Origin of the sequence: Rhodanobacter sp. LX-99, from assembly GCF_018599185.1 — a bacterium.
Lineage (GTDB): Bacteria > Pseudomonadota > Gammaproteobacteria > Xanthomonadales > Rhodanobacteraceae > Rhodanobacter.
Genome location: NZ_JAHFVL010000003.1, coordinates 211,828 through 233,108, shown reverse-complemented (window position 1 = coordinate 233,108; position 21,281 = coordinate 211,828). Strand labels below are relative to the sequence as shown.

Sequence of the window (21,281 nt, the reverse complement as noted above, 5' to 3'; positions counted from 1 at the left end):
GACCATCAGGCTGCCGTCATGTCCCACATCCAGGAAAACCGGAAGAAACTGGTCGCCCGGGTTCGCCGCATCGGCGGTCAGGTGGCTTCGCTGGAGCGCGCCATCGCAGGCGACGAAGAGTGCGGTGCGGTGCTGCAGCAGCTGGCCGCCGTGCGCGGCGCGGTCAACGGCCTGATCCTCCAGGTGATGGAGGGACACCTGCGATCCCACGTGGCCGATACCGGCAACACGAAGCAGCAGGGCGAGCTGCTGCCGGTGCTTGCCGTGCTGAAGAGCTACCTCAAGTAGCTGCCGACCGGGTTGCCGGCAGGAGGCTGCGGTCGACGCCCGAAGGCACTCGCATCCAGCCGCGGCACCCGCCAAAGTAGCGGGGTCTTCGTCGCAGCGGAGCAAAAGCCGTGAGCCGAACATCGAATCGCGATCGACAGCCGGTGCCCGATCCCGCCGAACCCGAACTGGTCACGCCACCCGAGCTGTTGCCCGTGCTGGAAGCACTGCGCCGGCGCGAGCCGATCTTCCACCGCCCCGAATTCGGCAGCACCCGCGCCGAATTCGAACGCATGGCTGCCGCCGACTTCTGGGAAATCGGCGCCTCCGGCCGCCGCTACAGCCGCGCCCGCGTCCTCGACGTCCTGGAACACCGCGCCCCCGATCCCGCCGAACACACCTGGAAAACCCGCGACTTCCACTGCCGCGAACTCGGGCCGGATACCTACCTGCTCACCTACACCCTGGAGCAGGGCGAGCGGATGAGCCGGCGCAGCACGATCTGGCGACGCGCAGGCGACGAGTGGCAGATCGTGTTTCATCAGGGAACGCTGATGGGGGTACTTTGAGGGACCGCGTTGGGGCGGTTGCTCAATGTCTGCTCTCGACAGCGGTCAGCAGGCGCGTTCGATAACTCCGGATTCCCCGGGTCCCCTGCCTTGCCCGGGGATGACCGGCTCGAAACGGGTCGCTCGGATTCCCTGACGGATGGCGGCGGCGTCAGTCGAGCGCCGCGCCGAAGCGGTCTGCACGAGGCAGGTAGTGATGTTCGGGGTCGAGCGAGGCGACCACGTGGCGGGCGCGGCCGACGATCGCGTTGCGCGGGAAGAAACCGAAGTAGCGCGAGTCCATGCTGTTGTCGCGGTCGTCGCCGAGCAGCAGGTAGTGGCCGGGCGGCACCTGCACCGGGCCGAAGTTGCTGGCCGGGCTGGGGCGGTAGTCGGACAGGCGGATCGCGTGGCGCATCACGCCGTAATGTTCGATTTCGTAGTGTGCCGGATCGTGCAGGTCGTCGTGGATGCCGGCGTAGCTTCCGGCGACATAGCGGGCGGCGTGGCCGTTGATGAAGATCACATTGCCGCGCATCGCCACCCTGTCGCCGGGCAGGCCGATCACCCGTTTCACCAGCCGCTCGTGCGCGGCCTGTGAATCGAGCACCACGATGTCGCCGCGTTGCGGGTCGGCCAGATGCAGCAGCGAAACGTGGGTCAGCGGCAGGCGCACGTCGTAGGCCAGCTTGTCGACCAGGATGCGGTCGCCGATGCGGATGGTGGGTTGCATCGAGCCGGTCGGCACCACGTTCCAGTCGGCCACCGCGCTGCGGAACACGACCATGCACAGCATGAAGGTGATGAAGCCCTTGTTGCGGGCCAGGAACCGCGCGATCGCGTGCATGGCATTCCCCTGTCCGGTCGGTCGGCTCGCCGGTCCTGCAGTGACCGCGCCGGCGGCGCGAAGTTTCGCTGTCATCCGCATGCCACCTTGCGGCCTGTGGGCCGGCCGCGCTTGCCCGCGTTGCCGCCGCCGGGACTGCTGTGATCGGCACTCCGGATCAAGGGAGTGCTTGGGACATGGGCAAGTGGACTCAGACGGTGACCGCCAAGGTGCTGGGCATCGGCGTGCTGGCATTGCTGATGACGATACCGCTGATGCAGGTGCGCGAGCTGGTGCGCGAGCGGCAGCAGTTGCGGGAAGGAGCGATCGCGCAGATCGCGCAGGGCTGGGGCGGCGCCCAGGTGCTGGGCGGGCCGGTGCTGGTGGTGCCCACGCTGCGCCAGGTGACGGTGGCGGAGAATCAACCGCCGCAGTGGCGCGCCGGCAGCGAGAGCATGCTGGCCGATGCGCTGAGGCTGGACGTGGCGATGGCGGTGGAGACGCGCAGCTACGGCATCTACGCCGCGCCGGTGTTCGTCGCCACGGTGAAGCTCGGCGGCCAGTTCCGTGCGCAGGACCTGGCCCAGTTCCGCCGCGCCAGCAGCACACAATGGCAGGGCGGCAAGGCCGAGCTGCGCCTGGCCGTAGGCGACCTGCGCGGGCTGCAGGAAGTGAGCGAGCTGCGCATCAACGGCCGGCCGGCGCGCTTCGACTCGTCGGCCGATCGGCTCGGCCCGTGGCCGAACGTGGTGGTGCCGGTCGACCTGGATGCGCTGGGCGATCAGCCGATCGACGTGCAGATCACGCTGAAGCTGGCAGGCACCGAGGCGCTGCAACTGCTGCCGCTGGCGCGCAGCACCGACGTGACGATGCGCGCGCCGTGGAACGATCCCAGCTTCTTCGGCGCGGCGTTGCCGCTGGAACACCGGATCGACGCGCAGGGTTTCAGCGCGCACTGGCACCTGCTCGACCTCAACCGCAGCTACGGTCAGCATTGGACCGACGCCGACAGCGACATGAAGGCCGCACTGCAGGCCTCCGCCTTCGGCGTGCAGCTGTACCAGCCGGTCGACGTCTACCAGCGCAACGTGCGTGCGGGGAAATACGGGCTGCTGTTCATCGCGATGACCTTCGTGGCGTTCTTCCTGTTCGAGGTGCTCAGGCAGCTGCGCGTGCACCCGGTGCAATACCTGCTGGTCGGTGCGGCGCTGGCCACGTTCTACGTGGTGCTGCTGGCGCTGTCCGAACAGATCGGTTTCGGCCCGGCCTATGCCCTGGCCGCGGCTGCGGTGGCCGTGCTGGTGGGCGGCTACGCGATGGCGGTGCTGCGTGCGCGGCGCGCCGGCCTGCTGCTGGGCGGCGTGCTGGGGCTGATCTACGCGATGCTGTACGCGCTGATCGCGGCCGAGCAGTACGCGCTGCTGATCGGTGCGCTGGTGCTGCTGGCGATGGTGGGCTTGATGATGTACCTGACCCGCCACATCGACTGGTACGCATGCACCGCGGCCGAGCCGCCAGCCGCTATCATGGACAAACCATGAACCTGCTCGCGATCGAAACCGCCACCGAAGCCTGCTCCGTCGCCCTGATCCACGGCGATGAATTGATCGCCCGCAGCGAGATCGCGCCGCGCCGGCACACGGAACTGGTGCTGCCGATGGCCGACGACCTGCTGGCCGAGGCCGGCATCGGCCGCCACGCGCTGGACGCGATCGCGGTGGGCCGCGGCCCGGGCGCGTTCACCGGCGTGCGCCTTGCCGTGTCGCTGGCGCAGGGCATGGCGCTGGCGCTCGATCTGCCGGTGATCACCATCTCCTCGCTGGCCGCGCTGGCGCTGGAAGCGCCGGAGGAAGAAGGCAGCGCGATCCTCGCCGTGATCGATGCGCGCATGGGCGAGATCTACGCCGCCTGTTACCGCCGCGACGACGACGGCGGCCTGGTCGCGCTGGACGACGAGCGCATCTGCACCGCCGAGTCGCTGGTACTGCCCGAGGCCGGCGCCTGGCAGGTGGTCGGCACCGGCTGGGCCACCTATGCCACCGCGCTGAGCCAGCGCCTCACCGGCACGTTGCATTCCGCCGACGGCCTGCGCTATCCGCAGGCCGCGCATGTGGCCGAGCTGGCGCTGCGCGAGTTCAAGGTCGGCCACACGCAGGCGCCCGAACTGGCGCTGCCGGTGTATCTGCGCGACAAGGTGGCGTTGACGCTGGTGGAGCAGGGCAAGGCGTGAGTTGCCGATGGCACTGCCATCCGCCGGCAAGGGAATGACCAACGAATGAGTCGTGCGCTGCAAGCCTTCATCAGCGATCTGGAGCAGGACTCGTCGCTGCGTGAACCGGATCGACTGCGTGAGCGCGGCGATGTGCTTGACCGCCTTGAGGCCTACGGCCTCGACGGGCTGCCTCACGGGGCTCATGCCGATGCGACGGTGGAGGCGGGACTACGCCACCGGATCGACGTCTTGCGCGCCGAGCTTGAAGCCATCGACGGCCGGCTTTACCAGGGCATTCGCCTGGATATCCAGCGCGGCGCGGGGGGGCGCAGGTTGCTCGAATGGGTGCGCGCAACCGCTTCGGATCGCACAGGCACTCCAGCCGATGGCGAAAGCTATGACCATCTCGACGGATTGGTCAGCGGCGTTCTGCAGATCGATGAACCCGGACTCCAGCTTGCCGGGCTGTCGGCAGAGATGGTGTTTTACCAACCCACGCCGGCGCGCCATATCTTCGACATGATCGCCCGCACGGCACTCGACGAGCGCGACGTGCTGGTCGATCTCGGTTCCGGCCTGGGCCAGGTCCCCGTGCTGGCCGCCATTTGTACCGGTGCACGCTGCATCGGCATCGAATGGGAATCGGCCCATGTCGAGTGCGCGCAACGCTGCGCTCGCGCACTGAATCTCGACCAGGTGACGTTCGTGCAGGGGGATGTGCGGATGGCCGATCTGTCGGCCGGCACGGTGTTCTATCTGTACACGCCGTTCGAGGGCGCGATGCTGCGCGACGTGCTGGACATGCTGCGGGCGGAGGCGACCACGCGCGCGATCCGCATCTGCACGCTCGGGCCTTGCACCGCGACCATCGCGCGGGAGCGGTGGCTGCAGGCTGTCGGCCCGCGGGAGATGCATCGGCCCGCCGTGTTTCGCAGCGCTTGAATGCCTGGCGTGGCAGCCGTCACAACTGCCCGATCACCCACTGCACCAGCAGGCTGCTCACCGCCACCGCGATCCACACGCCCAGCCCCAGCAGGATCGGCCGCGCGCCGCTGGCGGCCATCTTGCGCAGGTTGGCGGACAAGCCGATCGCGGTGAGCGCCACGATGATCAGGAACTCGGCCAGCAGGTGGATGGACGGCTGGATCGCCACGGGGATCAGGCCGGCAGTGCGTACCGCCGAGGCGGCCAGGAACCACAGGATGAACCAGGGGAAGATGCTGGCGAGGCTGAAGTGGCCGACGCTGCCGGCTTGCGCATGCTTGCGCTTCTCGCGCGCGGCGACCACGAAGGCGAGTACCAGGCAGACCGGGATGATCAGGGTGGCGCGGGTCAGCTTGACGATGGTGGCGTAGTCGCCGGCGGCGTGGCTGTAGCTGTAGCCGGCGGCGACCACCGACGAGGTGTCGTTGATCGCCGTGCCGGCCCACAGGCCGAAGCCGAGGTCGCTCAGCTGCATCAGGTGGCCGAGCAGCGGAAACAGCAGCACCGCGACCAAGTTGAACAGGAAGATGGTGGAGATTGCGAACGCGGTGTCGTGGTCGTCCGGGCGGATGATCGGCGTGACTGCGGCGATCGCCGAACCGCCGCAGATCGCGGTGCCCACGCCGATAAGGATCTTCAGCTTGTCGTGCACGCCAAGCCAGCGGCCGAGCAGCCAGGCGGCGAGGAAGGCCACGCTCATCGTCACCAGGGTCACCGACAGCGATTCGAGGCCGGTCTTCGCGACCTGGCTCAGGCTGAGCCCGAAGCCCAGCGCGATGATCGACCACTGCAGCACCTTCTTGCCGGCGAACGCGATGCCGGGGTTGTAGCGCTCGCCCGGCGACAGCAGGTTGCGCACCACGATGCCCAGCACGATGCCGATCACCGGGCCGCCGATCAGCGGCGCCCAGCGCCCCAGCAGCAGCGCCAGCACGCCGATCGCCACCGCCAGCAGCAGGCCGGGGGCGCGTTGTCGAAAGAGCGTGGGTGTGACGGCGAGGGATGGTGCGTTCATGCATGGGCTCCGGCAATCGCGCCATTGTCCGCCTGCGCATCAATCAGGAAAATTTGGAATATGTGATTGCGTGTATAAGATAGGCTGATGATCAATATCAGCCCGCGCCAGTTGGACGTGTTCGTGCAGATCGCGCTGCACGGCAGCGTGCGTGCCGCCGCCGAGCGGCTGCACCTGACCCAGCCCGCGGCCAGCATGGCGCTGGCGGAGATGGAGCGGCAGCTGGATGCTCCGTTGTTCGACCGCGAGCGCGGCCGTTTGCGCCTGAATGCGCGTGGCCGCGAACTGCTGCCGCTGGCGCAGGAACTGCTGGAACGGCATGCCGAGTTCGGCCGGCGCGGGCGCGAGGAGGGCGCCGAACTGGGCGGCGAACTGCGCATAGGCGCCAGCAACACGGTGGGCAATTACCTGGTCGGCGAGCTGCTCGGCGGTTTCGTGCGAGCGCATCCGCAGGTGGCGATCCGCCTGCGCGTGGCGAATACCGAAACGATCGCCGCCGCCATGCTCGAGCACAGCCTGGATGTCGGCTGCGTCGAAGGCCCGGTGGCGCACCCGCTGCTGGAAGTGCGGCCGTGGCGCGACGACCTGCTGGTGGTGTGCGCACCGCCGGAACATCCGCTGGCGCGCCGGCGCGGCTTGAAGCCGGCGGATTTCGCCGGTGCCCGCTGGGTGCTGCGCGAGCCCGGCTCGGCCACGCGCGCCACCAGCGAGCGCGTGCTGGCGCAGCTGCCGCCCGGCGAAACCGTGCTGGAGCTGGACCAGATCGAGGCGATCAAGCAGGCCGTGGTGGCCGGGCTGGGCATCGCCTGCCTGCCGGCGGTGGCGGTCACCGACGCACTGGCGACCGGGCGGCTGAAGGCGTTGAAGACGCCGTTCCTCGACCTGCGCCGCAAGCTCTCGCTGCTGTTGCACCGGCGGAAATACCGCGGCGCGCTGCTGGACGCGTTCCTCGAGGGGATCGACCTCGATCGGGTCCACTGAGCCGGCGGCAGGCCGTCCCTGGCTTGTGCTTGCCACTTACTGTTTCATCGCCACGAACGACATGTGGGTGCCGTGCAATTTGTCGTCGACCGCGATGGTCATGCTCTTTCCATCGGGAGCGACGGTCATTTTCGCCACGCTGATGATCTTGCCGTCGCGCTTGTCGGTTTCCTGCATGACGTGCGAACTCAATTTCTTCACCGAGACGCTGGTCGCGCCGGGGTCGCCCCTGTACGGGACTTCGCTGCCGTCCATCTTCGCCGTATACGACTCGCCGGTGGGCGCGCTCATGCTGAACGTGTCGCCATCGACCTTGTAGCTGCGGGTCAGCGCGTTGTCCGAGACGCTGTCGTAACTCTGCGTGCGCCACGAGCCGGAAATCGCGTGCGCGCCGGCCGGTCCTTTCGCCACGCGCATCATGGTGCCGTTGCCGGTCACCGGGTCGGTGTTGTTGTTGCTGCTGTCGGTGAACTCGAAGTTCGCCGTCTTGCCGTCGGCGGCCACGGTCATGGTGGAATCCGAGACGACCTTGCCGTCCTTCTTGTCGATCTCGTGGACCGCGTGGTCGTCGACGACGGTAACCGCCATCGTGTCGTAGTACGGATGGCCACTGACCGGCTGGTCGGTGCCGTCGGCCTTCACGCTGACCGGCGGAACGCAGGTCCTGCAGTGGTACATGCCGTTCTGCAGCAGCAGGACGTCGGGCTTCTTCGGCATCTCGACCTTCTTCAGGTCGATCTTCCAGGTACCGTCGAAGGCGCTTTGCGCCGTGGCCGGCGAGGGCATCAGGCATGCCCCCAGCAACCCTCCCAGAAGTACAGCGACAAGTGACTTGTTCATGATGACACTCCCCATGGCCGTGGATCGGTTCGATGAGATGCGGAGTTGTCGTGCCGGAGTCCGGGCGGTGAAGAACGTGCACGCAGCTGGTGTCCCCTGAACCGCTGACGATGCGCCCGGAAATGTAAAGCGCAGCGAAACGATTCGTGACGAATGGGGAACGAGCCGCCGTCGTGGCAGAGGCTCAGTTCGGGGTGGCTGCGTCCACGATGTCGTTCAACATCGCCTCGGCCTGCTCGTGGGTATGCGCGCGCAGCAGCTGCGCGGCGTGGCGGCGCAGGTGGGCGTGGTCGAGCGTGGCGAGGCGGTCGCGTACCTGCAGGATCTGCGCCGGGTGCATGCTGAATTCGTTGAGCCCGAGCAGCAGCAGCAGCGCGGTGAAGTTCACGTCGCCGGCGATCTCGCCGCACAGGCTGACCGGCTTCCCGGCGCGGCGGCCGGCGCTGAGCACGTGCGAGATCAGCCGCAGCAGCGCCGGCTGCAGCGGGTTGTAGATGTTTTCCAGCGCGTCGTTGCCGCGGTCGGCGGCGAGCACGTACTGGGCCAGGTCGTTGGTGCCGATCGCGAGGAAGTCGGCGTGCTCCAGCAGCGCGCGCACGTTGATCGCCGCCGCCGGCACCTCGATCATCGCGCCCAGCGGCAGTTTTTCCGGCAGGTCGATGGCTTCGCGCTTCAGGTCCTGCCGCGCCAGCTTGAACAGCGTACGCACCGCGATCAGTTCGTCGGGCTGGGTCACCATCGGCACCAGCACGCGTACCGGGCCGTAGCAGGCGGCGCGCAGGATCGCGCGGATCTGCGTGGTGAACACCGCCGGGTAGCGCAGCGACAGGCGCACGCCGCGCACGCCGAGCGCGGGGTTGTCCTCGCCGCGCAGGGTGAGCCCGGCGGCATCGGCCTTGTCGGCGCCCAGGTCCAGCGTGCGGATGGTCACCGGCAGGCCGCCCATGCCCATCACCAGGTCGCGGTAGGCGATGAACTGCTCGTCTTCCGACGGCAGGCCCTTGTGCTTGAGGAACAGGAATTCGGTGCGGTACAGGCCCACGCCGTCGGCGCCGCGGGCGCGCGCCATCGCCACGTCGGCCGGCGTCTCGGCGTTCGCCAGCAGGGCGATCTCGACGCCGTCGCGGGTGCGCGTGGGCGCGTTCGCCAGCTTGGCCAGGCGGCGGCCTTCGGCAAGGGCTTCGCGCTGCCACGCGCGGTAACGCGACAGGTCCTGTGCGGCGGGATGCACGATCGCCTCGCCGCGCTCGGCGTCGAGCAGGATCAGGTCGTCGTCGTGGATGTTCGACAGGGCGTCGCGGGTGCCCACCAGCATCGGCAGGCCGAGGCTGCGCGCCAGGATCGCGCTGTGCGAATACGCGCTGCCGGAGCTGGCGACCACGCCGAGCAGGCCGTTGCCGGCCAGCTGCGCCATGTCGCCCGGCGCGATGTTGTCGGCGATCAGGATCTCGCCCACGCGCGCGGCCAGCTTGCGTTCCTCCGGGCTGGTCTGCCGCTGCAACGCGGAGATCACCCGGTTGATCACCTGCTCGACGTCTTCCTTGCGGCTGCGCAGGTAGGGATCGTCCATCGCCTCGAACACCGCGGACAGGCGGTCGCGCTGCTTCTTCAGCGCGGCGCCGGGGCGGTAGTGGCCGATCTTTACCAGGTCGTCCAGCCCGCGCAGCAGCTCGGCGTCGTCCAGCAGCAGGCTGTGCGCGTCGATGAATTCGTTGACCTCGCGCGCCAGCGCGCCGTGCAGCTTGCCGCGCAGCTCGCGCAGCTCCTGCCGCGCGGTGTCCAGCGCCTGGTGCAGCTTGGCCAGTTCGCCCTCGATCTCGTGCTCGGCCAGCGGCCGGGTGTCCACCGCGTAGCGGCTGGGCTGCACCAGGCGGGCGCGGCCCAGCGCCATGCCGTGGGCGGCGATGGTGCCGTGCAGGATGTGCCTCACAGGCGGCTCCTTGCAGGGCCGGGAATCGGGAGTCGGGAATCGGGAATCGGCAGAAGCAGCGCGCGCACGGAATGGCGGTTCACCGCCAGCTTCATGCTGCCGGCTTTGCCGATTCCCGATTCCCGACTCCCGACTCCCATACCAGTCATGCTCCCTCGTCGAACTTGCGCTCGAACAGCTGAACCACGGCGGCCAGCGCGGATTCCTCGTCCGGCCCGTCGGCGCGAACGGTCAGCGGGCTGCCGAGCCCGGCGGCCAGCATCATCACGCCCATGATGCTTTGCGCGTTGACCTCGCGGCCCTTGCTGACCAGCCACACGGTGGATTTGAAGCCCTGTACCAGTTGCACCAGCTTGGCCGAGGCGCGGGCGTGCAGCCCCAGCTTGTTGGTGATGACGATGTCTTGCTCACGCATGGTCGATGAAGATTCCCCCGCGGCCACCGCTGGCCGCGATCTCGGCCAGTTCGTCGAGTGGTTTTTCCGCATAGTTGAGTACGCGCAGCAGCATCGGCAGGTTGAGGCCGGAGACGCAGCGAAGATGTACGCCGAGCGCGCCCAGCGACAGGCCGATGTTGCACGGCGTGGCGCCGTACAGGTCGGCCAGGATCAGTACGCCGTCGCCCTGGTCGAGTTCGCGCGCGTGATGTGCGGTAAGTGTGCGCATCACGTCCGGGTCGGCGCTGGGCGGCACTTCCACAGCGGCCACCTGCAGCGGCAGCTTCGGCATCACGTGATGCGCGGCGGAGATCAGCGCGTGGCCGACCGCCTCGTGGGTCATCAGCAGCACGCCGACGCTCATGGCCGGCGACCCGAGGTGTTTGCGGGGGTCGTCATGGTCACTCCAGCTCGCGGTGGAAGGTGAGCACGCCTTCGCGACGGCCGCGGTAGTGCGCGGCGAGCTTCTCGACCAGGTAGACCGAACGATGGCGGCCGCCGGTACAGCCGATCGAGATGGTCACGTAGCTGCGGTCGTCCTGTTCGAAGCGCGGCAGCCAGGCGTCCAGCCAGCGCGCGGTGTCGGCGAAGTATTCGCCGACCAGCGGTTCCGCCTCGAGGAATTCGCGCACCGGCGCGTCCTTGCCCGACAGCGGGCGCAGGTGCGGGTGCCAGTGCGGATTAGGCAGGCAGCGCGCGTCGAACACGAAGTCCGCGTCCAGCGGCAGCCCGCGCTTGAACGCGAACGACTGGAACATCAGGGTCAGCCCCTCGGTGGCCTGCGCGTAGCCGGTGGCGACCAGCCGGCGCAGCTGGTGCACGTTGAGCTCGCTGGAGTCGATCACCTTCTCGGCGATCGCCATCAGCGGGCGCAGCAGCCGGCGCTCCTCGACGATCGCGTCGGCCAGCGACACGCCGCGGATGGCCAGCGGATGGCGCCGGCGGGTTTCCGAATAGCGCTTGATCAGCACTTCGTCGCGGCAGTCCAGAAAAATCAGGTGCACCTGCACGCCGGCGGCGGCCAGTTCCGACAGCACGGTCGGCATGTGCGCGAAATCGGTGCCGCGGTTGCGCACGTCCACGCCCACGGCGATGCGCCGCGGCCGGCCGCGGCGGTCGCCGCTGGTGGCTGCGTTGACCAGTTGCGGCAGCAGCACCGAGGGCAGGTTGTCGACGCAGTAGAACTCCAGGTCCTCCAGCGCGCGCAGCGCCACCGTCTTGCCGCCGCCGGACATGCCGGTGAGCACGATCAGGTGGATCTCGTGCGGGTCGACCAGCGGATTGGGGGATGTGTGGTTGTCGCTCATGCATTCACCATGGGGGCAGCCGGCGCAACTGGTGCGCCTGGCGGTCGATGAAGGTCTGTGCCGGGTCGATGCCCTTGCTCTTCAGCGCGTGGCTGCGCACGGCGGCTTCGACCAGCACCGCCAGGTTGCGGCCCGAGGCCACCGGGAGGGTGATCATCGGCACCTGCACGTCGAATATCTCGCGGTGGCCGATGTCGCCGGTGAGACGGGTCAGCGCGTCGGTCTCCTCGCCGTCGCGCAGCGGCTTGAGGTGGACCACCAGGCGCAGGTACTTGGACGTCTTGACCGACATGTGGCCGAACATCTCGCGCACGTTGAGCACGCCCAGCCCGCGCACTTCCAGCAGGTCCTGCAGCAGCTCGGGGCAGCTGCCGTCGATCACGTCCGGCGCGATCAGGGTGAATTCGGTGGCGTCGTCGGCGACCAGCCGGTGGCCGCGGCTGATCAGTTCCAGCGCCAGCTCGCTCTTGCCGGAGCCGGCCTCGCCGGTGATCAGCACGCCGATCGAGAACACTTCCAGGAACACGCCGTGCAGGGTGGTCTTGGCCGCCAGCATGCGCGCCAGGTGGTACTGCAGGTAGGTCAGCAGTTCGTGGCCGCGCTTGGGGCTGATCCACAGTGGCGTGTTGGTTTCCTCGGCGACCTCGCGCAGGTCGGCCGGCACGGTCTGGTCCTTGGTCACGATCAGCGCCACCGGCTGGTAGGCGGCGATCTTGTGCATCACCTCCCAGCGCTGGCGCGAGTCCAGCCCGTCGAGGAAGTTCAGCTCCTCCGAGCCGATGATCTGGATCTTGTTCGGATAGATGACGTTGAGGTAGCCGATCAGCGACGGCCGGCGCGCCTGCGCCACGCCAGGCTCGAGCACGCGCGACTCCCCGCGCATGCCGGATACCCAGCGCAGGGCCATGCGTTCGTGGACGCCATCGTAGAGTTGTCGCGCGCTGATCCGGTCCAAACCTTGGGTCCTTTGCGCCGCATGTCGGGGCCCGACGGGCCTTTGCGGCAGCATGGCCATTGTGCCAGCTTGGACGGATACGCGTGTTCAGAGCGGAAAACGGCCCGCCCCGGAACGGGCGGGCCGCGATCGGCCGGACGCGGCCGGAATCAGCCGTACTGGCGCTCTTCGCGCGCTTCGCGCTGGTGTTTGTCGGCGACCTTTTCACGGTACTTGCGCAACTGGGCGACCAGTTTGTCGAACAGCACGTCGAGGGAGGCGTACATGTCGGCCTCGGTAGCCTCGGCGTGCAGAGTGGCGCCGACGACGCCCAGGGTGCCATCCGCGCGGTGCTGCAGCTTGTCGACCGACAGCACGATCGCGAGGCTCTTCAATTTGTCGTCGAGGCGGGTGAGGCGGTCGAGCTTGGCGGTGGCGTGGTCGCGCAGGGCCGGGGTGACTTCAATCTGCTGGCCGCTGAGTTGGAATTGCATGGGGCGCCTCCTCTGGTGGTGCAGTGCCGCTTTCGCGGCGGGGTGGACGTACCCGGCCCGGGGGCCGGGCACATCGTCAATCACTCTACTAGCAGGTATGGGAGCGCTTTTCCGTTAACCAAGTTCCCGTGGGTGTCCCCGGCGACAATCAGCCCGCGCGCTGGCGTTCGCTGGACGTGGGAATGCGCAGCCCTTCCCGGTATTTGGCGACGGTGCGGCGGGCGACCTGGATGCCCTTGCGCTGCAGTTCCTCGGCGATCGCCAGGTCGGACAACGGCTTGCGCACGTCCTCGGACTCGATCAGCTTGCGCAGCATGGCCTGGATCGCAGTGGCCGAGGCGCTGCCGCCGTCCTCGGTGGAAACACCGCTGGAAAAGAAGTATTTCAGCTCGAACGTGCCGCGCGGGGTGTGCATGTACTTGCGGGTGGTGACGCGGGAAATGGTGGATTCGTGCATGCCCACTTCCTCGGCCACCTCGCGCAGCACCAGCGGGTGCATGGCTTCGGGGCCGTAGTCGAGGAACGCGCTCTGCCGCCGCACGATCGCCTCGGCGACCTTGAGCAGGGTCTCGGCGCGCGACTCCAGGCTCTTGATCAGCCAGCGCGCCTCCTGCAGCTGGCCGCGCATCCAGCTGGCATCCTCGCCGCGGGCCTGGGCGATCAGGCCGCAGTAGTGCTGGTTCAGGCCCAGCCGCGGTTGCGCGTCCGGGTTCAGGCTGACCCGCCAGCGGCTGCCGTCGCGCAGCGCGTAGACGTCCGGCGCCACGTATTCCACCGGGGTGGCGTCGAGCGCCGCGCCGGGGCGCGGGTCGAGGCTGCGGATCAGCACGGCGGCCGCGGCCACGTCGTCCTCGCTGGCGCGCAGGCGCCGCGCCAGTCGGGCGATGTCGTTGCGCGCGAGCAGGTCGAGTTCGGCGTCGACGATGCGCAGCGCCAGATCGCGCTGCGGCGTATCCGGGTCGAACTGCTCCAACTGCACGCGCAGGCAGTCGCGCAGGTCGAGGCTGCCCACGCCGGTGGGGTCGAAGCCCTGCAGCCGGCGGCGCACGGCCTCGACCTCCTCGACGCTGGCGTTGAAGTCGGCGGGCAGGGCGGCGAGCACCGCCTCCAGCCCTTCGCCCAGGTAGCCGGCGGGATTGAGCGCGTCGATCAGCACGGTGGCGATCAGGTGTTGGCGCGGATTGAACGAGGCCAGGTTGAGCTGCCACAGCAGGTGCTGCTGCAGCGTTTCCGGCGCGGCGTTCTGCGGCTCGAAATCGTCGTCGCCGCGCGAACCGCTGCTGCCGTTGCCCCCGCTGTTGCTGGAGAAGTCGATCGGCGTTTCGGCCACGCCACCGCCGTCCGACCAGTCGCCGGCGTCGCCGTCATCACTGCTGCTGGCGGCGACCGCCTCGACGCTGGGGTATTCGCTTTCGGCCTCGACGCTCTCGGTCGCCTCGTCGTCCTCGACTTCCTCGGCGAACTCCAGCAGGGGGTTGCTCTCGGCGATCTGCCGCAGTTCGGCTTCCAGCTCCAGTTGCGACAGTTGCAGCAAGCGTATCGCCTGCTGCAATTGCGGCGTCAGGGTCAGCTGCTGGTGGAGGCGAAACTGTAGCGCAGGTTTCATGCCAGCCGGGTCGAATGGGGGTCGCCACCATCGTAACGCGTGCCCGCAGGTGCGGCCATAGCTGCGGTTCGCGGCAGAAGCGGACGCGACAGGCAATTCAGAGGCGGAATTCGCGGCCCAGGTAGACCTCGCGCACCTTCTCGTCGGCGAGGATGTGCGCCGGGGTGCCGCGCGACAGCACCTCGCCGTCGTTCAGGATGTAGGCGCGGTCGCAGATGCCCAGGGTCTCGCGCACGTTGTGGTCGGTGATCAGCACGCCGATGCCGCGCTCCTTCAGGTGCCGCACGATGCGCTGGATCTCGCCGACCGAGATCGGGTCGACCCCGGCGAACGGCTCGTCCAGCAGCATGTAGCGCGGGTTGGCGGCCAGCGCGCGGGCGATCTCCACCCGGCGCCGTTCGCCGCCGGACAGACTGATGCCCTTTTGCCCGGCGATGTGCGCGATCTTCAGCTCGTCCAGCAGGTTTTCCAGCTCGGCGCTGCGCTGCTGCTCGCCGAGCCCGTCGCGCAGCTCCAGCACGGCCATGATGTTGTCGGACACGCTGAGCCGGCGGAACACCGACGCCTCCTGCGGCAGGTAGCCGATGCCGAGCCGGGCACGCGCATGCATCGGCAGCCCGGTGATGTCCTGCTTGTCCAGCTTGATCGTGCCGCCATCGGCCTCGATCAGGCCGACCACCATGTAGAAACAGGTGGTCTTGCCGGCGCCGTTGGGGCCGAGCAGGCCGACCACCTCGCCCTCGCGGATCGAGAAGCCGAAATCGCGAACGACCTGGCGCGCCTTGAAGCTTTTCTGCAAACCTTCGGCGGAGAGCACGTCAGGGTTGTTCCTGCGCTGGGGCCGGACTGCTTTGCGCCGGGGCCGGCGAGACGGAGGCCGGCGTAGTTGAGGATGCGGCCGGCGTGGCCGGTTTCGGCCTGGGCTGGAAGGTCATGTGCACCATGCCGTCGCCGCTGCTCTCGCCGGTCATCTGGCTGGTCTGGGTGTTGTAGGTCAGCTTGTCGCCCTGGGCTTCGCCGCGGCCTTTCTGCTTGACCGATGCATTGCCGGTCAGCACGGCGACCTGCTTGACGTTGTCGTAGTCGATCGCGGTGGCGTCGCCCTGCATCAGGTTGCCGCTGTCATCGAGCTGTTCGATGTGCGCCGGCGTGCCGGTGATGACGACCCGCGTGACGCTGTTGTCCGCGTCCAGGTAAGCGGTGGCCAGCGCGCCGGTTGCCTTCAGGGTGCCCTGGGTGAGCAGCACGTTGCCCTTGTAGTGGATGACGCCGTTGTCTTGCTGGGTTGCGTCGAATGATTTCGCTGCGATGTTCGCCGGCTTCTGGCGGTCATCCTTGCGGGCAAGCGCGGGTTGCAGCATGGCCAGTCCAAGGCCCAGGACCGCGAGCTTAACGGCCCGGCTTGGCTGGCATGAACGTGCTGTGGACATCATCGAGCAACTCCAGGTGCTTGTTGGTGAGGTTGGCGCGCATGCCGACCCCGCTGATTGTAGATGCTCCTTGAACGATCCGTGCCGGCGCGGCGGTCTCCAGGCGGTTTTCCTTCGGCCAGGCGGTGACGTCGGAGGTATGCATCTCGGTGGCCGGCGTGCTGCCGAATGCCGGCCGGTGCATGGTCACCGGGCCCTGCAGCTTGAGCAGGCTGCCATCCTTGTTGACCCAGCCATACAGCGATTCGCCCTGCCAGTCCGGCACGCCGGCCTGCCTGGCCGGCAACTGGAAGGTGGGCGAATTGAGGTAGAGCGAGTCGTCGCCCTCGCGGCGTTCCAGGTGCGGCGACTGCAGGCGGAAGCTGGGCTGGCCCGCGGCGTTGAATTCGGTCATCCGGGCGTCGGAGAGGGTGTAGCTGGAGCGCGGCGGACCGACGAAGTCGCTGGTCTTCGGTGCCGGCCCGAACCACCACAACAGCAGCTGGGCCACGCCCGCGGCGAGCGCGATGGCGATGGTCGCGGCCGGCAGGCGCCGGTCGCGCAGGTAGCGGCGAAGGCTCACTGCCAGCGCTCCCGCTCCGCGTCGCCCTTGCCCTGGGCGTGCAGGATCAGGTCGCAGACCTCGCGCGCCGCGCCCATGCCGCCGCTCCGTGCGGTCTGCCAGTGCGCCGCCTCGGCTACCCACGGGTGCGCGTTCGCCACCGCCACGGCCAGCCCGGCGAGGCGCATCGGCGGCAAGTCGGGCAGGTCGTCGCCGGTGAAGGCGGCCTGTTCGGGGGCGAGGTTCAACGCATCGAGCAATTCCCGCAGGCAGGCGCGCTTGTCGCTCTGGCCCTGGTAGACGTGGGCGATGTCCAGTTCCTCGGCACGCAGCGCGACCGGGTGGCTGATCCGCGCGGTGATGATGGCGACCTGCACGCCGTTCGCCTGCAGCCGTTTCAGGCCGAGGCCGTCGTGCACGTGGAACACCTTGGTCTCGCGGCCGTCCTCGGCGTACCACAGGCGCCCGTCGGTCAGCGTGCCGTCCACGTCGAACACCGCCAGGCGGATTTTCGCGGCGCGGGTCAGGAGATCGGCGGGGAGATCGGCGAGGTAGTTGGTGGGCACGGGCGGGATTCTGGGAGAGCAGGATCAAGAGCAGCGTATTTGATTTGTCTGATTCGTCGAGACGAATCAGACGACACGCGCACGGAGCAGATCGTGAATGTTCAGTGCGCCGACCACGTGCTGTTCGTCGTCGACCACCAGCAGCGCGTGGATCTGGTACTTCTCCATCAGCTGCGCCGCTTCCGCCGCCAGCTTGTCGGCGCCGATCGTCTTCGGACCACGCGTCATCAGTTCCGCGACGGTGGCGCCGCGCAGGTCCACGCCCTCGTCGTCCAGCGCGCGGCGCAGGTCGCCATCGGTGAACACGCCCAGCAGGCGCTGTTCGGCGTCGACCACGGCGGTCATGCCCAGGTGCTTGCGGGTCATCTCGACCAGGGCCGCGGTGAGGCTGGCGTCGGGCGAGACCCGCGGCACGTCGTCGCCGGTGTGCATCACGTCGCCGATGTGCAGCAGCAGGCGCCGGCCCAGCGCGCCGGCCGGATGCGAGCGGGCGAAGTCGTCCGAGGTGAAGCCGCGCGCCTCCAGCAGCGCGATCGCCAGCGCGTCGCCCAGCACCAGCGCCACGGTGGTGCTGGTGGTCGGCGCCAGGCCGAGCGGGCAGGCTTCGTTGGAGATGCTGCCGTCCAGGTGCACGTCGGCCTGGGTCGCCAGCGAGGAACCGGGGCGGCCGGTGATCGCGATCAGCGGGATGCCCTGGCGCTTGATCACCGGCAGGATCAGCAGCAGTTCGTCGGTCTCGCCGGAGTAGGAGATCGCCAGCACCACGTCCTGCGGCAGGATCATGCCGAGGTCGCCGTGGCTGGCTTCGCCCGGGTGCACGAAGAACGCCGGCGTGCCGGTGGAAGCCAGGGTGGCGGCGATCTTGCGCCCGATATGCCCGGACTTGCCCATGCCGCTGACCACCACGCGGCCCTTGCAGGCCAGGATCAGCCGGCAGGCTTCGACGAAGGCCGGCCCGATCCGCGCCTCCAGCGCCTCGACCGCGGCCGCTTCGGTGGCGATCACCGTGCGCGCGCTGCGCGTGATGGCGTCCGGGTTCAGGTCGATCGGGGCGGGTGGGGCGATGCGTGCGTTCATGGGGGCTCGATGAAAGGGCGGGACGAATGCCCGGGTAGCCGTGGCGGGCGGCCACGTTCGGGCCGATCTGGAACCGCTGTCATTTCTGCGCCAGCGGATTTCCATTACCATGGCATATCCGCATTTTAACGTCATAAGCCAGCGCAATGGATTCCAGTCGTGACGGAATCCGCTGCCGGTTGGCCCGAGCTCCCGCATGGAACACTCCCCGATGGACCCCGCCCGCATCCAGGCGATGATCGAAAATGGCCTGCCCGGTGCCCGAGTGGAGGTCAGCGGGGCCGATGGCGTGCATTTCGAGGCCACCGTGATCGCCGGCCAGTTCGCCGGCAAGCTGCCGCTGGCGCGGCATCGGCTGGTGTATGCCACGCTGGGCGAGCTGATGGGCGGCGCGATCCACGCGCTGGCCCTGAAGACCCTGACACCCCAAGAAGCCGGGATTCGGGATTCGTGATTCGGGATTCGCGAAAGCGAACCCCGCCACCATCTCGCCCCCTGGCTGTTCCGAATCTCAAATCCCGAATCTCGAATCCCGTACATATGGCCAAAATTCTGATCAGCGGCGGCACGCCGCTTCATGGCGAGGTCGGCATTTCCGGCGCCAAGAATGCCGTGCTGCCGATTCTTGCTGGCTGCCTGCTGGCCGATGAGCCGGTCAGCATCGGCAACGTGCCGCACCTGCACGACGTCACCACGTTCATCGAACTGCTCGGCCAGATGGGCGTGCAACTGGTGTTGGACGACCGCATGAAGATGCACGTCGACCCGCGCACCACCAGCACCTGCGTGGCGCCGTACGACCTGGTGCGCACGATGCGCGCCTCGATCCTGGTGCTCGGCCCGCTGGTGGCGCGCTTCGGCCAGGCCGAGGTCTCGCTGCCGGGCGGCTGCGCGATCGGCTCGCGCCCGGTCGACCAGCACATCCGTGGCCTGCAGGCGCTGGGTGCCGAGATCACGGTCGAGAACGGCTACATCAAGGCGAAGGCATCGCGGCTGAAGGGCACGCGCATCGTGATGGACATGGTCACCGTCACCGGCACCGAGAACATCATGATGGCGGCCACCCTGGCCCACGGCACCACGGTGATCGAGAACGCGGCGCAGGAGCCCGAGGTGGTCGACCTGGCGCATTGCCTGATCGCGATGGGCGCGCAAATCGAGGGCGCCGGCACGTCCACCATGGTGATCCACGGCGTCGAGCGCCTGCACGGCGCCGAGTACGAGGTGCTGCCCGACCGCATCGAGACCGGCACCTTCCTGGTCGGCGCGGCGATGACCGGCGGCAAGGTACGCGCGCGCCACGCCCGCGCCAACACGCTCGAGGCGGTGCTGGCCAAGCTGGAGGAATCCGGTGCGCACATCTCCACCGGCGACGACTGGATCGAGCTGGACATGGGCGGCCGCCGGCCGAAGGCGGTCAACATCAGCACCGCGCCGTACCCGGCGTTTCCCACCGACATGCAGGCGCAGTTCACCGCGCTGAACTGCGTCGCCGAGGGCACCGGCGTGGTCACCGAGACGGTGTTCGAGAACCGCTTCATGCATGCGCACGAGCTGCAGCGCCTCGGTGCGGACATCCGCCTCGAGGGCAACACCGCGGTGGTGCAGGGCGTCGCGCAGATGAGCGGCGCGCCGATCATGGCCACCGACCTGCGCGCCTCGGCCTGCCTGGTGCTGGCCGGCCTGGTGGCCAAGGGCGACACCACGGTCGATCGCGTCTACCACATCGACCGCGGCTACGAGAACATCGAGGAAAAGCTCGGCGTGCTCGGCGCCAAGATCCGCCGCCTGCCGAACTGATCGGCGCTGCATCGCGCACGGCAAAAAGCCCGGCATTGCCGGGCTTTTTCGTGCTGGTTGCGCCTGAAAAGCTCAGTCGGCTTTGTAGCTCACCAGCTCCATCACCATGTCGCCGCCGTCGTGCTGCGACAGTTTCACCGGCAGCGGATAGCGGTCGGGGGCGTACCACGCGCTGAAGCCGCGGTCGGCGTCGGTGCGGTCGATCCGTTCGGCGTCGAAGCTGCCGGCAGGAACGGTGATGGCTTCCTTGCCGGTCACCTTGAAGTTCTGCACCTGCACTTCCTGGCGCACCGCTACCGGCAACGCGACCTGCTGCTTGCCGTCGCGCAAGGCCAGGCCCAGTGCCAGCGCGAGGGTATTGCGCTCGACCATGCCCGGACTGGCCGGATAGGTCTGCGGACCCTTGCCCTCGTCGACGGCGACCTGCTTTTTCGCCCAGTCGACCACCATGTGGCGCTGCTTGGTCTTCACCGCCGCCTGCAACTGGTAGTCGTAGCTGATCGCCTCGGGCACGTCGCCTCTCCAGCGGAAGCGCGAGCTTTCCGTGACGCTGGCGCCGAGCAGGGCGGCCAGTCCGCCGGTGCCCTTGACGTCCTTGCTGTAGATCCACTCGCCGTTGCCGGCCGCGCGCAGGCTCACCGTGGCCCGACCCATCGGCGAGCCAGCCTGCGACACGTCGTAGGTGGCGGTGAACGCGGTGGGCGTGGCGGCGGGCGCGGCCGGGGTACCGAGCAGCAGGCCGAGGCCGAGCAGGGGAGCGAGCAGGGGTCGGATAGTCATGCGCCGAGTCTGCCGAGACCGGGCTGAACCGGCTTTAAGGAGAAAGGCCGTCGTCGTCCAGCCGCAATGGCGCCGCCAGCGGCTGGCCGTCGAAGCGTGGCGCCTGGCCGTCCCATTGCAGGCGCCCGCTGACCAGCAGGCCCAGCACCGCAGGCAGCAGCCGGTGTTCCAGCGGCAGCAGCCGTTGCGCCAGCAGTTGCTCGTCGTCGCCGGCTTCGATCGGCAGGCGTGCCTGTGCGATCACCGGGCCGCCATCCAGTTCGGCGGTGACGAAATGCACGCTGGCGCCGTGCTCGCGGTCGCCCGCTTCCAGCGCGCGGCGATGCGTGTGCAGGCCGCGGTATTTCGGCAGCAGCGAAGGGTGGATGTTGATGATGCGGCCCACCCACGGCCGCAGCGCCTCGCCGTCGAGGATGCGCATGAAGCCGGCCAGCACCAGCCATTCGGCGCCGCTGGCGGCAACGCGCTGGAACAGGTCCAGGTCGAACGCGCGGCGGTCCGGATAGCTGCGCGGGTCCAGCGCCAGGGTGGGAATGTTCGCCGCCTCGGCCAGGCGCAGCGCGCCGGCACTGGCCCTGTCGCTGCCGACCAGCACGAACTCGACCGGCAAGTCGCCGTGCTCGCGCGCGGCGAGCAGCGCAGCGAGGTTGCTGCCGCGCCCGGAAGCGAGCACGGCGACTTTGGCAGGTGCGGTTGTCACGGAGCGG

General features: G+C 68.5%; 25 protein-coding genes. 8 read left to right on the top strand and 17 right to left on the bottom strand.

The window, feature by feature from the left end:
- Positions 1–18: 18 nt before the first annotated feature.
- Positions 19–288 carry a metal/formaldehyde-sensitive transcriptional repressor gene (locus KK131_RS15340; protein WP_214557594.1) on the top strand — a complete coding sequence of 90 codons (270 nt, stop codon included), beginning with the start codon at positions 19–21 and terminating at the stop codon, positions 286–288.
- A gap of 110 nt (positions 289–398) precedes the next feature.
- Positions 399–836: a DUF4440 domain-containing protein gene (locus KK131_RS15335; RefSeq protein WP_214557593.1), complete on the top strand. Its 438-nt coding sequence runs from the start codon at positions 399–401 to the stop codon at positions 834–836.
- A 151-nt stretch (positions 837–987) separates the two neighbouring features.
- On the opposite strand, the gene lepB is transcribed toward KK131_RS15335, so the two are convergent.
- A complete protein-coding gene (gene lepB, locus KK131_RS15330; RefSeq protein WP_214557592.1) occupies positions 988–1,662 on the bottom strand; it encodes a signal peptidase I in 675 nt (224 codons plus the stop codon).
- Between the two features lie 176 nt (positions 1,663–1,838).
- Between lepB and creD the strand changes: the two genes are divergently transcribed.
- Genes creD through KK131_RS15315 form a run of 3 tightly spaced genes read left to right on the top strand, consistent with a single transcriptional unit; the run spans position 1,839 to position 4,795 of the window.
- Entirely contained in the window at positions 1,839–3,182 is a 1,344-nt protein-coding gene (gene creD, locus KK131_RS15325) for a cell envelope integrity protein CreD (protein ID WP_214557591.1), read from the top strand.
- The gene (tsaB, locus tag KK131_RS15320; protein WP_214557590.1) at positions 3,179–3,871 is read left to right on the top strand and encodes a tRNA (adenosine(37)-N6)-threonylcarbamoyltransferase complex dimerization subunit type 1 TsaB; all 693 of its coding nucleotides are present in this window, start codon (positions 3,179–3,181) and stop codon (positions 3,869–3,871) included. Before creD ends, tsaB begins: the two co-directional genes overlap by 4 nt.
- 45 nt (positions 3,872–3,916) lie before the next feature.
- Positions 3,917–4,795 (top strand): class I SAM-dependent methyltransferase, encoded by an 879-nt coding sequence (locus KK131_RS15315; RefSeq protein ID WP_214557589.1) that lies wholly within the window; start codon positions 3,917–3,919, stop codon positions 4,793–4,795.
- 19 nt (positions 4,796–4,814) lie between these two features.
- Here KK131_RS15315 and KK131_RS15310 read toward each other — a convergent pair whose 3' ends face one another.
- The gene (locus KK131_RS15310) at positions 4,815–5,852 is read right to left on the bottom strand and encodes a YeiH family protein (protein WP_214557588.1); all 1,038 of its coding nucleotides are present in this window, start codon (positions 5,850–5,852) and stop codon (positions 4,815–4,817) included.
- A gap of 87 nt (positions 5,853–5,939) precedes the next feature.
- Between KK131_RS15310 and KK131_RS15305 the strand changes: the two genes are divergently transcribed.
- Positions 5,940–6,833, top strand: coding sequence for a LysR family transcriptional regulator (locus tag KK131_RS15305; protein WP_214557587.1), 894 nt, complete (start codon positions 5,940–5,942; stop codon positions 6,831–6,833).
- A gap of 36 nt (positions 6,834–6,869) precedes the next feature.
- Here the strand turns inward: KK131_RS15305 and KK131_RS15300 are convergent, their stop codons facing one another.
- The 13 genes from KK131_RS15300 to KK131_RS15240 form a co-directional block, all read right to left on the bottom strand.
- Complete coding sequence (locus KK131_RS15300; protein ID WP_250887323.1) at positions 6,870–7,673, bottom strand: hypothetical protein; 804 nt, start codon at positions 7,671–7,673, stop codon at positions 6,870–6,872.
- A gap of 184 nt (positions 7,674–7,857) precedes the next feature.
- A complete protein-coding gene (ptsP, locus tag KK131_RS15295) occupies positions 7,858–9,603 on the bottom strand; it encodes a phosphoenolpyruvate--protein phosphotransferase (protein WP_214557586.1) in 1,746 nt (581 codons plus the stop codon).
- Positions 9,604–9,748: 145 nt separating this feature from the next.
- Positions 9,749–10,018: an HPr family phosphocarrier protein gene (locus tag KK131_RS15290; RefSeq protein WP_214557585.1), complete on the bottom strand. Its 270-nt coding sequence runs from the start codon at positions 10,016–10,018 to the stop codon at positions 9,749–9,751.
- Positions 10,011–10,403 carry a PTS fructose IIA subunit family protein gene (locus KK131_RS15285; protein ID WP_214557584.1) on the bottom strand — a complete coding sequence of 131 codons (393 nt, stop codon included), beginning with the start codon at positions 10,401–10,403 and terminating at the stop codon, positions 10,011–10,013. The genes KK131_RS15290 and KK131_RS15285 overlap by 8 nt, the downstream gene beginning before the upstream one ends.
- 37 nt (positions 10,404–10,440) lie before the next feature.
- Positions 10,441–11,346 (bottom strand): RNase adapter RapZ, encoded by a 906-nt coding sequence (gene rapZ, locus KK131_RS15280; protein ID WP_214557583.1) that lies wholly within the window; start codon positions 11,344–11,346, stop codon positions 10,441–10,443.
- A 4-nt stretch (positions 11,347–11,350) separates the two neighbouring features.
- Positions 11,351–12,301 (bottom strand): HPr(Ser) kinase/phosphatase, encoded by a 951-nt coding sequence (hprK, locus tag KK131_RS15275; protein WP_214557582.1) that lies wholly within the window; start codon positions 12,299–12,301, stop codon positions 11,351–11,353.
- 149 nt (positions 12,302–12,450) lie between these two features.
- Positions 12,451–12,774, bottom strand: a complete 324-nt coding sequence (gene raiA / locus KK131_RS15270; RefSeq protein WP_214557581.1) for a ribosome-associated translation inhibitor RaiA — start codon at positions 12,772–12,774, stop codon at positions 12,451–12,453.
- Positions 12,775–12,922: 148 nt separating this feature from the next.
- Positions 12,923–14,380 carry an RNA polymerase factor sigma-54 gene (locus KK131_RS15265; protein WP_214557580.1) on the bottom strand — a complete coding sequence of 486 codons (1,458 nt, stop codon included), beginning with the start codon at positions 14,378–14,380 and terminating at the stop codon, positions 12,923–12,925.
- Between the two features lie 97 nt (positions 14,381–14,477).
- Positions 14,478–15,197, bottom strand: coding sequence for an LPS export ABC transporter ATP-binding protein (gene lptB, locus KK131_RS15260; RefSeq protein ID WP_214557579.1), 720 nt, complete (start codon positions 15,195–15,197; stop codon positions 14,478–14,480).
- Position 15,198: 1 nt separating this feature from the next.
- Positions 15,199–15,741 carry a lipopolysaccharide transport periplasmic protein LptA gene (gene lptA / locus KK131_RS15255; RefSeq protein WP_250887322.1) on the bottom strand — a complete coding sequence of 181 codons (543 nt, stop codon included), beginning with the start codon at positions 15,739–15,741 and terminating at the stop codon, positions 15,199–15,201.
- A 28-nt stretch (positions 15,742–15,769) separates the two neighbouring features.
- A complete protein-coding gene (gene lptC / locus KK131_RS15250) occupies positions 15,770–16,372 on the bottom strand; it encodes an LPS export ABC transporter periplasmic protein LptC (RefSeq protein ID WP_214557577.1) in 603 nt (200 codons plus the stop codon).
- Positions 16,369–16,917, bottom strand: coding sequence for an HAD hydrolase family protein (locus tag KK131_RS15245; RefSeq protein WP_214557576.1), 549 nt, complete (start codon positions 16,915–16,917; stop codon positions 16,369–16,371). The genes lptC and KK131_RS15245 overlap by 4 nt, the downstream gene beginning before the upstream one ends.
- A gap of 66 nt (positions 16,918–16,983) precedes the next feature.
- Positions 16,984–17,994, bottom strand: a complete 1,011-nt coding sequence (locus KK131_RS15240; RefSeq protein WP_214557575.1) for a KpsF/GutQ family sugar-phosphate isomerase — start codon at positions 17,992–17,994, stop codon at positions 16,984–16,986.
- 211 nt (positions 17,995–18,205) lie between these two features.
- Here KK131_RS15240 and KK131_RS15235 point away from each other — a divergent pair, with 211 nt between their 5' ends.
- Together KK131_RS15235 and murA are read left to right on the top strand one after the other, a co-directional pair.
- Positions 18,206–18,448, top strand: coding sequence for a BolA/IbaG family iron-sulfur metabolism protein (locus KK131_RS15235; RefSeq protein ID WP_214557852.1), 243 nt, complete (start codon positions 18,206–18,208; stop codon positions 18,446–18,448).
- 86 nt (positions 18,449–18,534) lie between these two features.
- Complete coding sequence (gene murA, locus KK131_RS15230; RefSeq protein WP_214557574.1) at positions 18,535–19,794, top strand: UDP-N-acetylglucosamine 1-carboxyvinyltransferase; 1,260 nt, start codon at positions 18,535–18,537, stop codon at positions 19,792–19,794.
- Positions 19,795–19,866: 72 nt separating this feature from the next.
- Here murA and KK131_RS15225 read toward each other — a convergent pair whose 3' ends face one another.
- A complete protein-coding gene (locus KK131_RS15225) occupies positions 19,867–20,574 on the bottom strand; it encodes a DUF3108 domain-containing protein (RefSeq protein WP_214557573.1) in 708 nt (235 codons plus the stop codon).
- Positions 20,575–20,608: 34 nt separating this feature from the next.
- Positions 20,609–21,274 (bottom strand): phosphoribosylglycinamide formyltransferase, encoded by a 666-nt coding sequence (purN, locus tag KK131_RS15220; protein ID WP_214557572.1) that lies wholly within the window; start codon positions 21,272–21,274, stop codon positions 20,609–20,611.
- Between the last annotated feature and the right edge of the window lie 7 nt (positions 21,275–21,281).

Excerpts from the sequence above, each read along its gene's own strand:
- KK131_RS15315 (WP_214557589.1), top strand. The coding sequence starts at position 3,917 with ATGAGTCGTGCGCTGCAAGCCTTCATCAGCGATCTGGAGCAGGACTCG.
- murA (WP_214557574.1), top strand. The coding sequence starts at position 18,535 with ATGGCCAAAATTCTGATCAGCGGCGGCACGCCGCTTCATGGCGAGGTC.
- rapZ (WP_214557583.1), bottom strand. The coding sequence starts at position 11,346 with ATGAGCGACAACCACACATCCCCCAATCCGCTGGTCGACCCGCACGAG.
- KK131_RS15305 (WP_214557587.1), top strand. The coding sequence starts at position 5,940 with ATGATCAATATCAGCCCGCGCCAGTTGGACGTGTTCGTGCAGATCGCG.
- KK131_RS15265 (WP_214557580.1), bottom strand. The coding sequence starts at position 14,380 with ATGAAACCTGCGCTACAGTTTCGCCTCCACCAGCAGCTGACCCTGACG.
- KK131_RS15235 (WP_214557852.1), top strand. The coding sequence starts at position 18,206 with ATGGACCCCGCCCGCATCCAGGCGATGATCGAAAATGGCCTGCCCGGT.
- raiA (WP_214557581.1), bottom strand. The coding sequence starts at position 12,774 with ATGCAATTCCAACTCAGCGGCCAGCAGATTGAAGTCACCCCGGCCCTG.
- lptA (WP_250887322.1), bottom strand. The coding sequence starts at position 15,741 with ATGCTGCAACCCGCGCTTGCCCGCAAGGATGACCGCCAGAAGCCGGCG.
- KK131_RS15240 (WP_214557575.1), bottom strand. The coding sequence starts at position 17,994 with ATGAACGCACGCATCGCCCCACCCGCCCCGATCGACCTGAACCCGGAC.
- KK131_RS15290 (WP_214557585.1), bottom strand. The coding sequence starts at position 10,018 with ATGCGTGAGCAAGACATCGTCATCACCAACAAGCTGGGGCTGCACGCC.
- tsaB (WP_214557590.1), top strand. The coding sequence starts at position 3,179 with ATGAACCTGCTCGCGATCGAAACCGCCACCGAAGCCTGCTCCGTCGCC.
- KK131_RS15300 (WP_250887323.1), bottom strand. The coding sequence starts at position 7,673 with ATGAACAAGTCACTTGTCGCTGTACTTCTGGGAGGGTTGCTGGGGGCA.
- KK131_RS15225 (WP_214557573.1), bottom strand. The coding sequence starts at position 20,574 with ATGACTATCCGACCCCTGCTCGCTCCCCTGCTCGGCCTCGGCCTGCTG.
- lepB (WP_214557592.1), bottom strand. The coding sequence starts at position 1,662 with ATGCACGCGATCGCGCGGTTCCTGGCCCGCAACAAGGGCTTCATCACC.
- KK131_RS15310 (WP_214557588.1), bottom strand. The coding sequence starts at position 5,852 with ATGAACGCACCATCCCTCGCCGTCACACCCACGCTCTTTCGACAACGC.
- creD (WP_214557591.1), top strand. The coding sequence starts at position 1,839 with ATGGGCAAGTGGACTCAGACGGTGACCGCCAAGGTGCTGGGCATCGGC.
- KK131_RS15285 (WP_214557584.1), bottom strand. The coding sequence starts at position 10,403 with ATGAGCGTCGGCGTGCTGCTGATGACCCACGAGGCGGTCGGCCACGCG.
- KK131_RS15340 (WP_214557594.1), top strand. The coding sequence starts at position 19 with ATGTCCCACATCCAGGAAAACCGGAAGAAACTGGTCGCCCGGGTTCGC.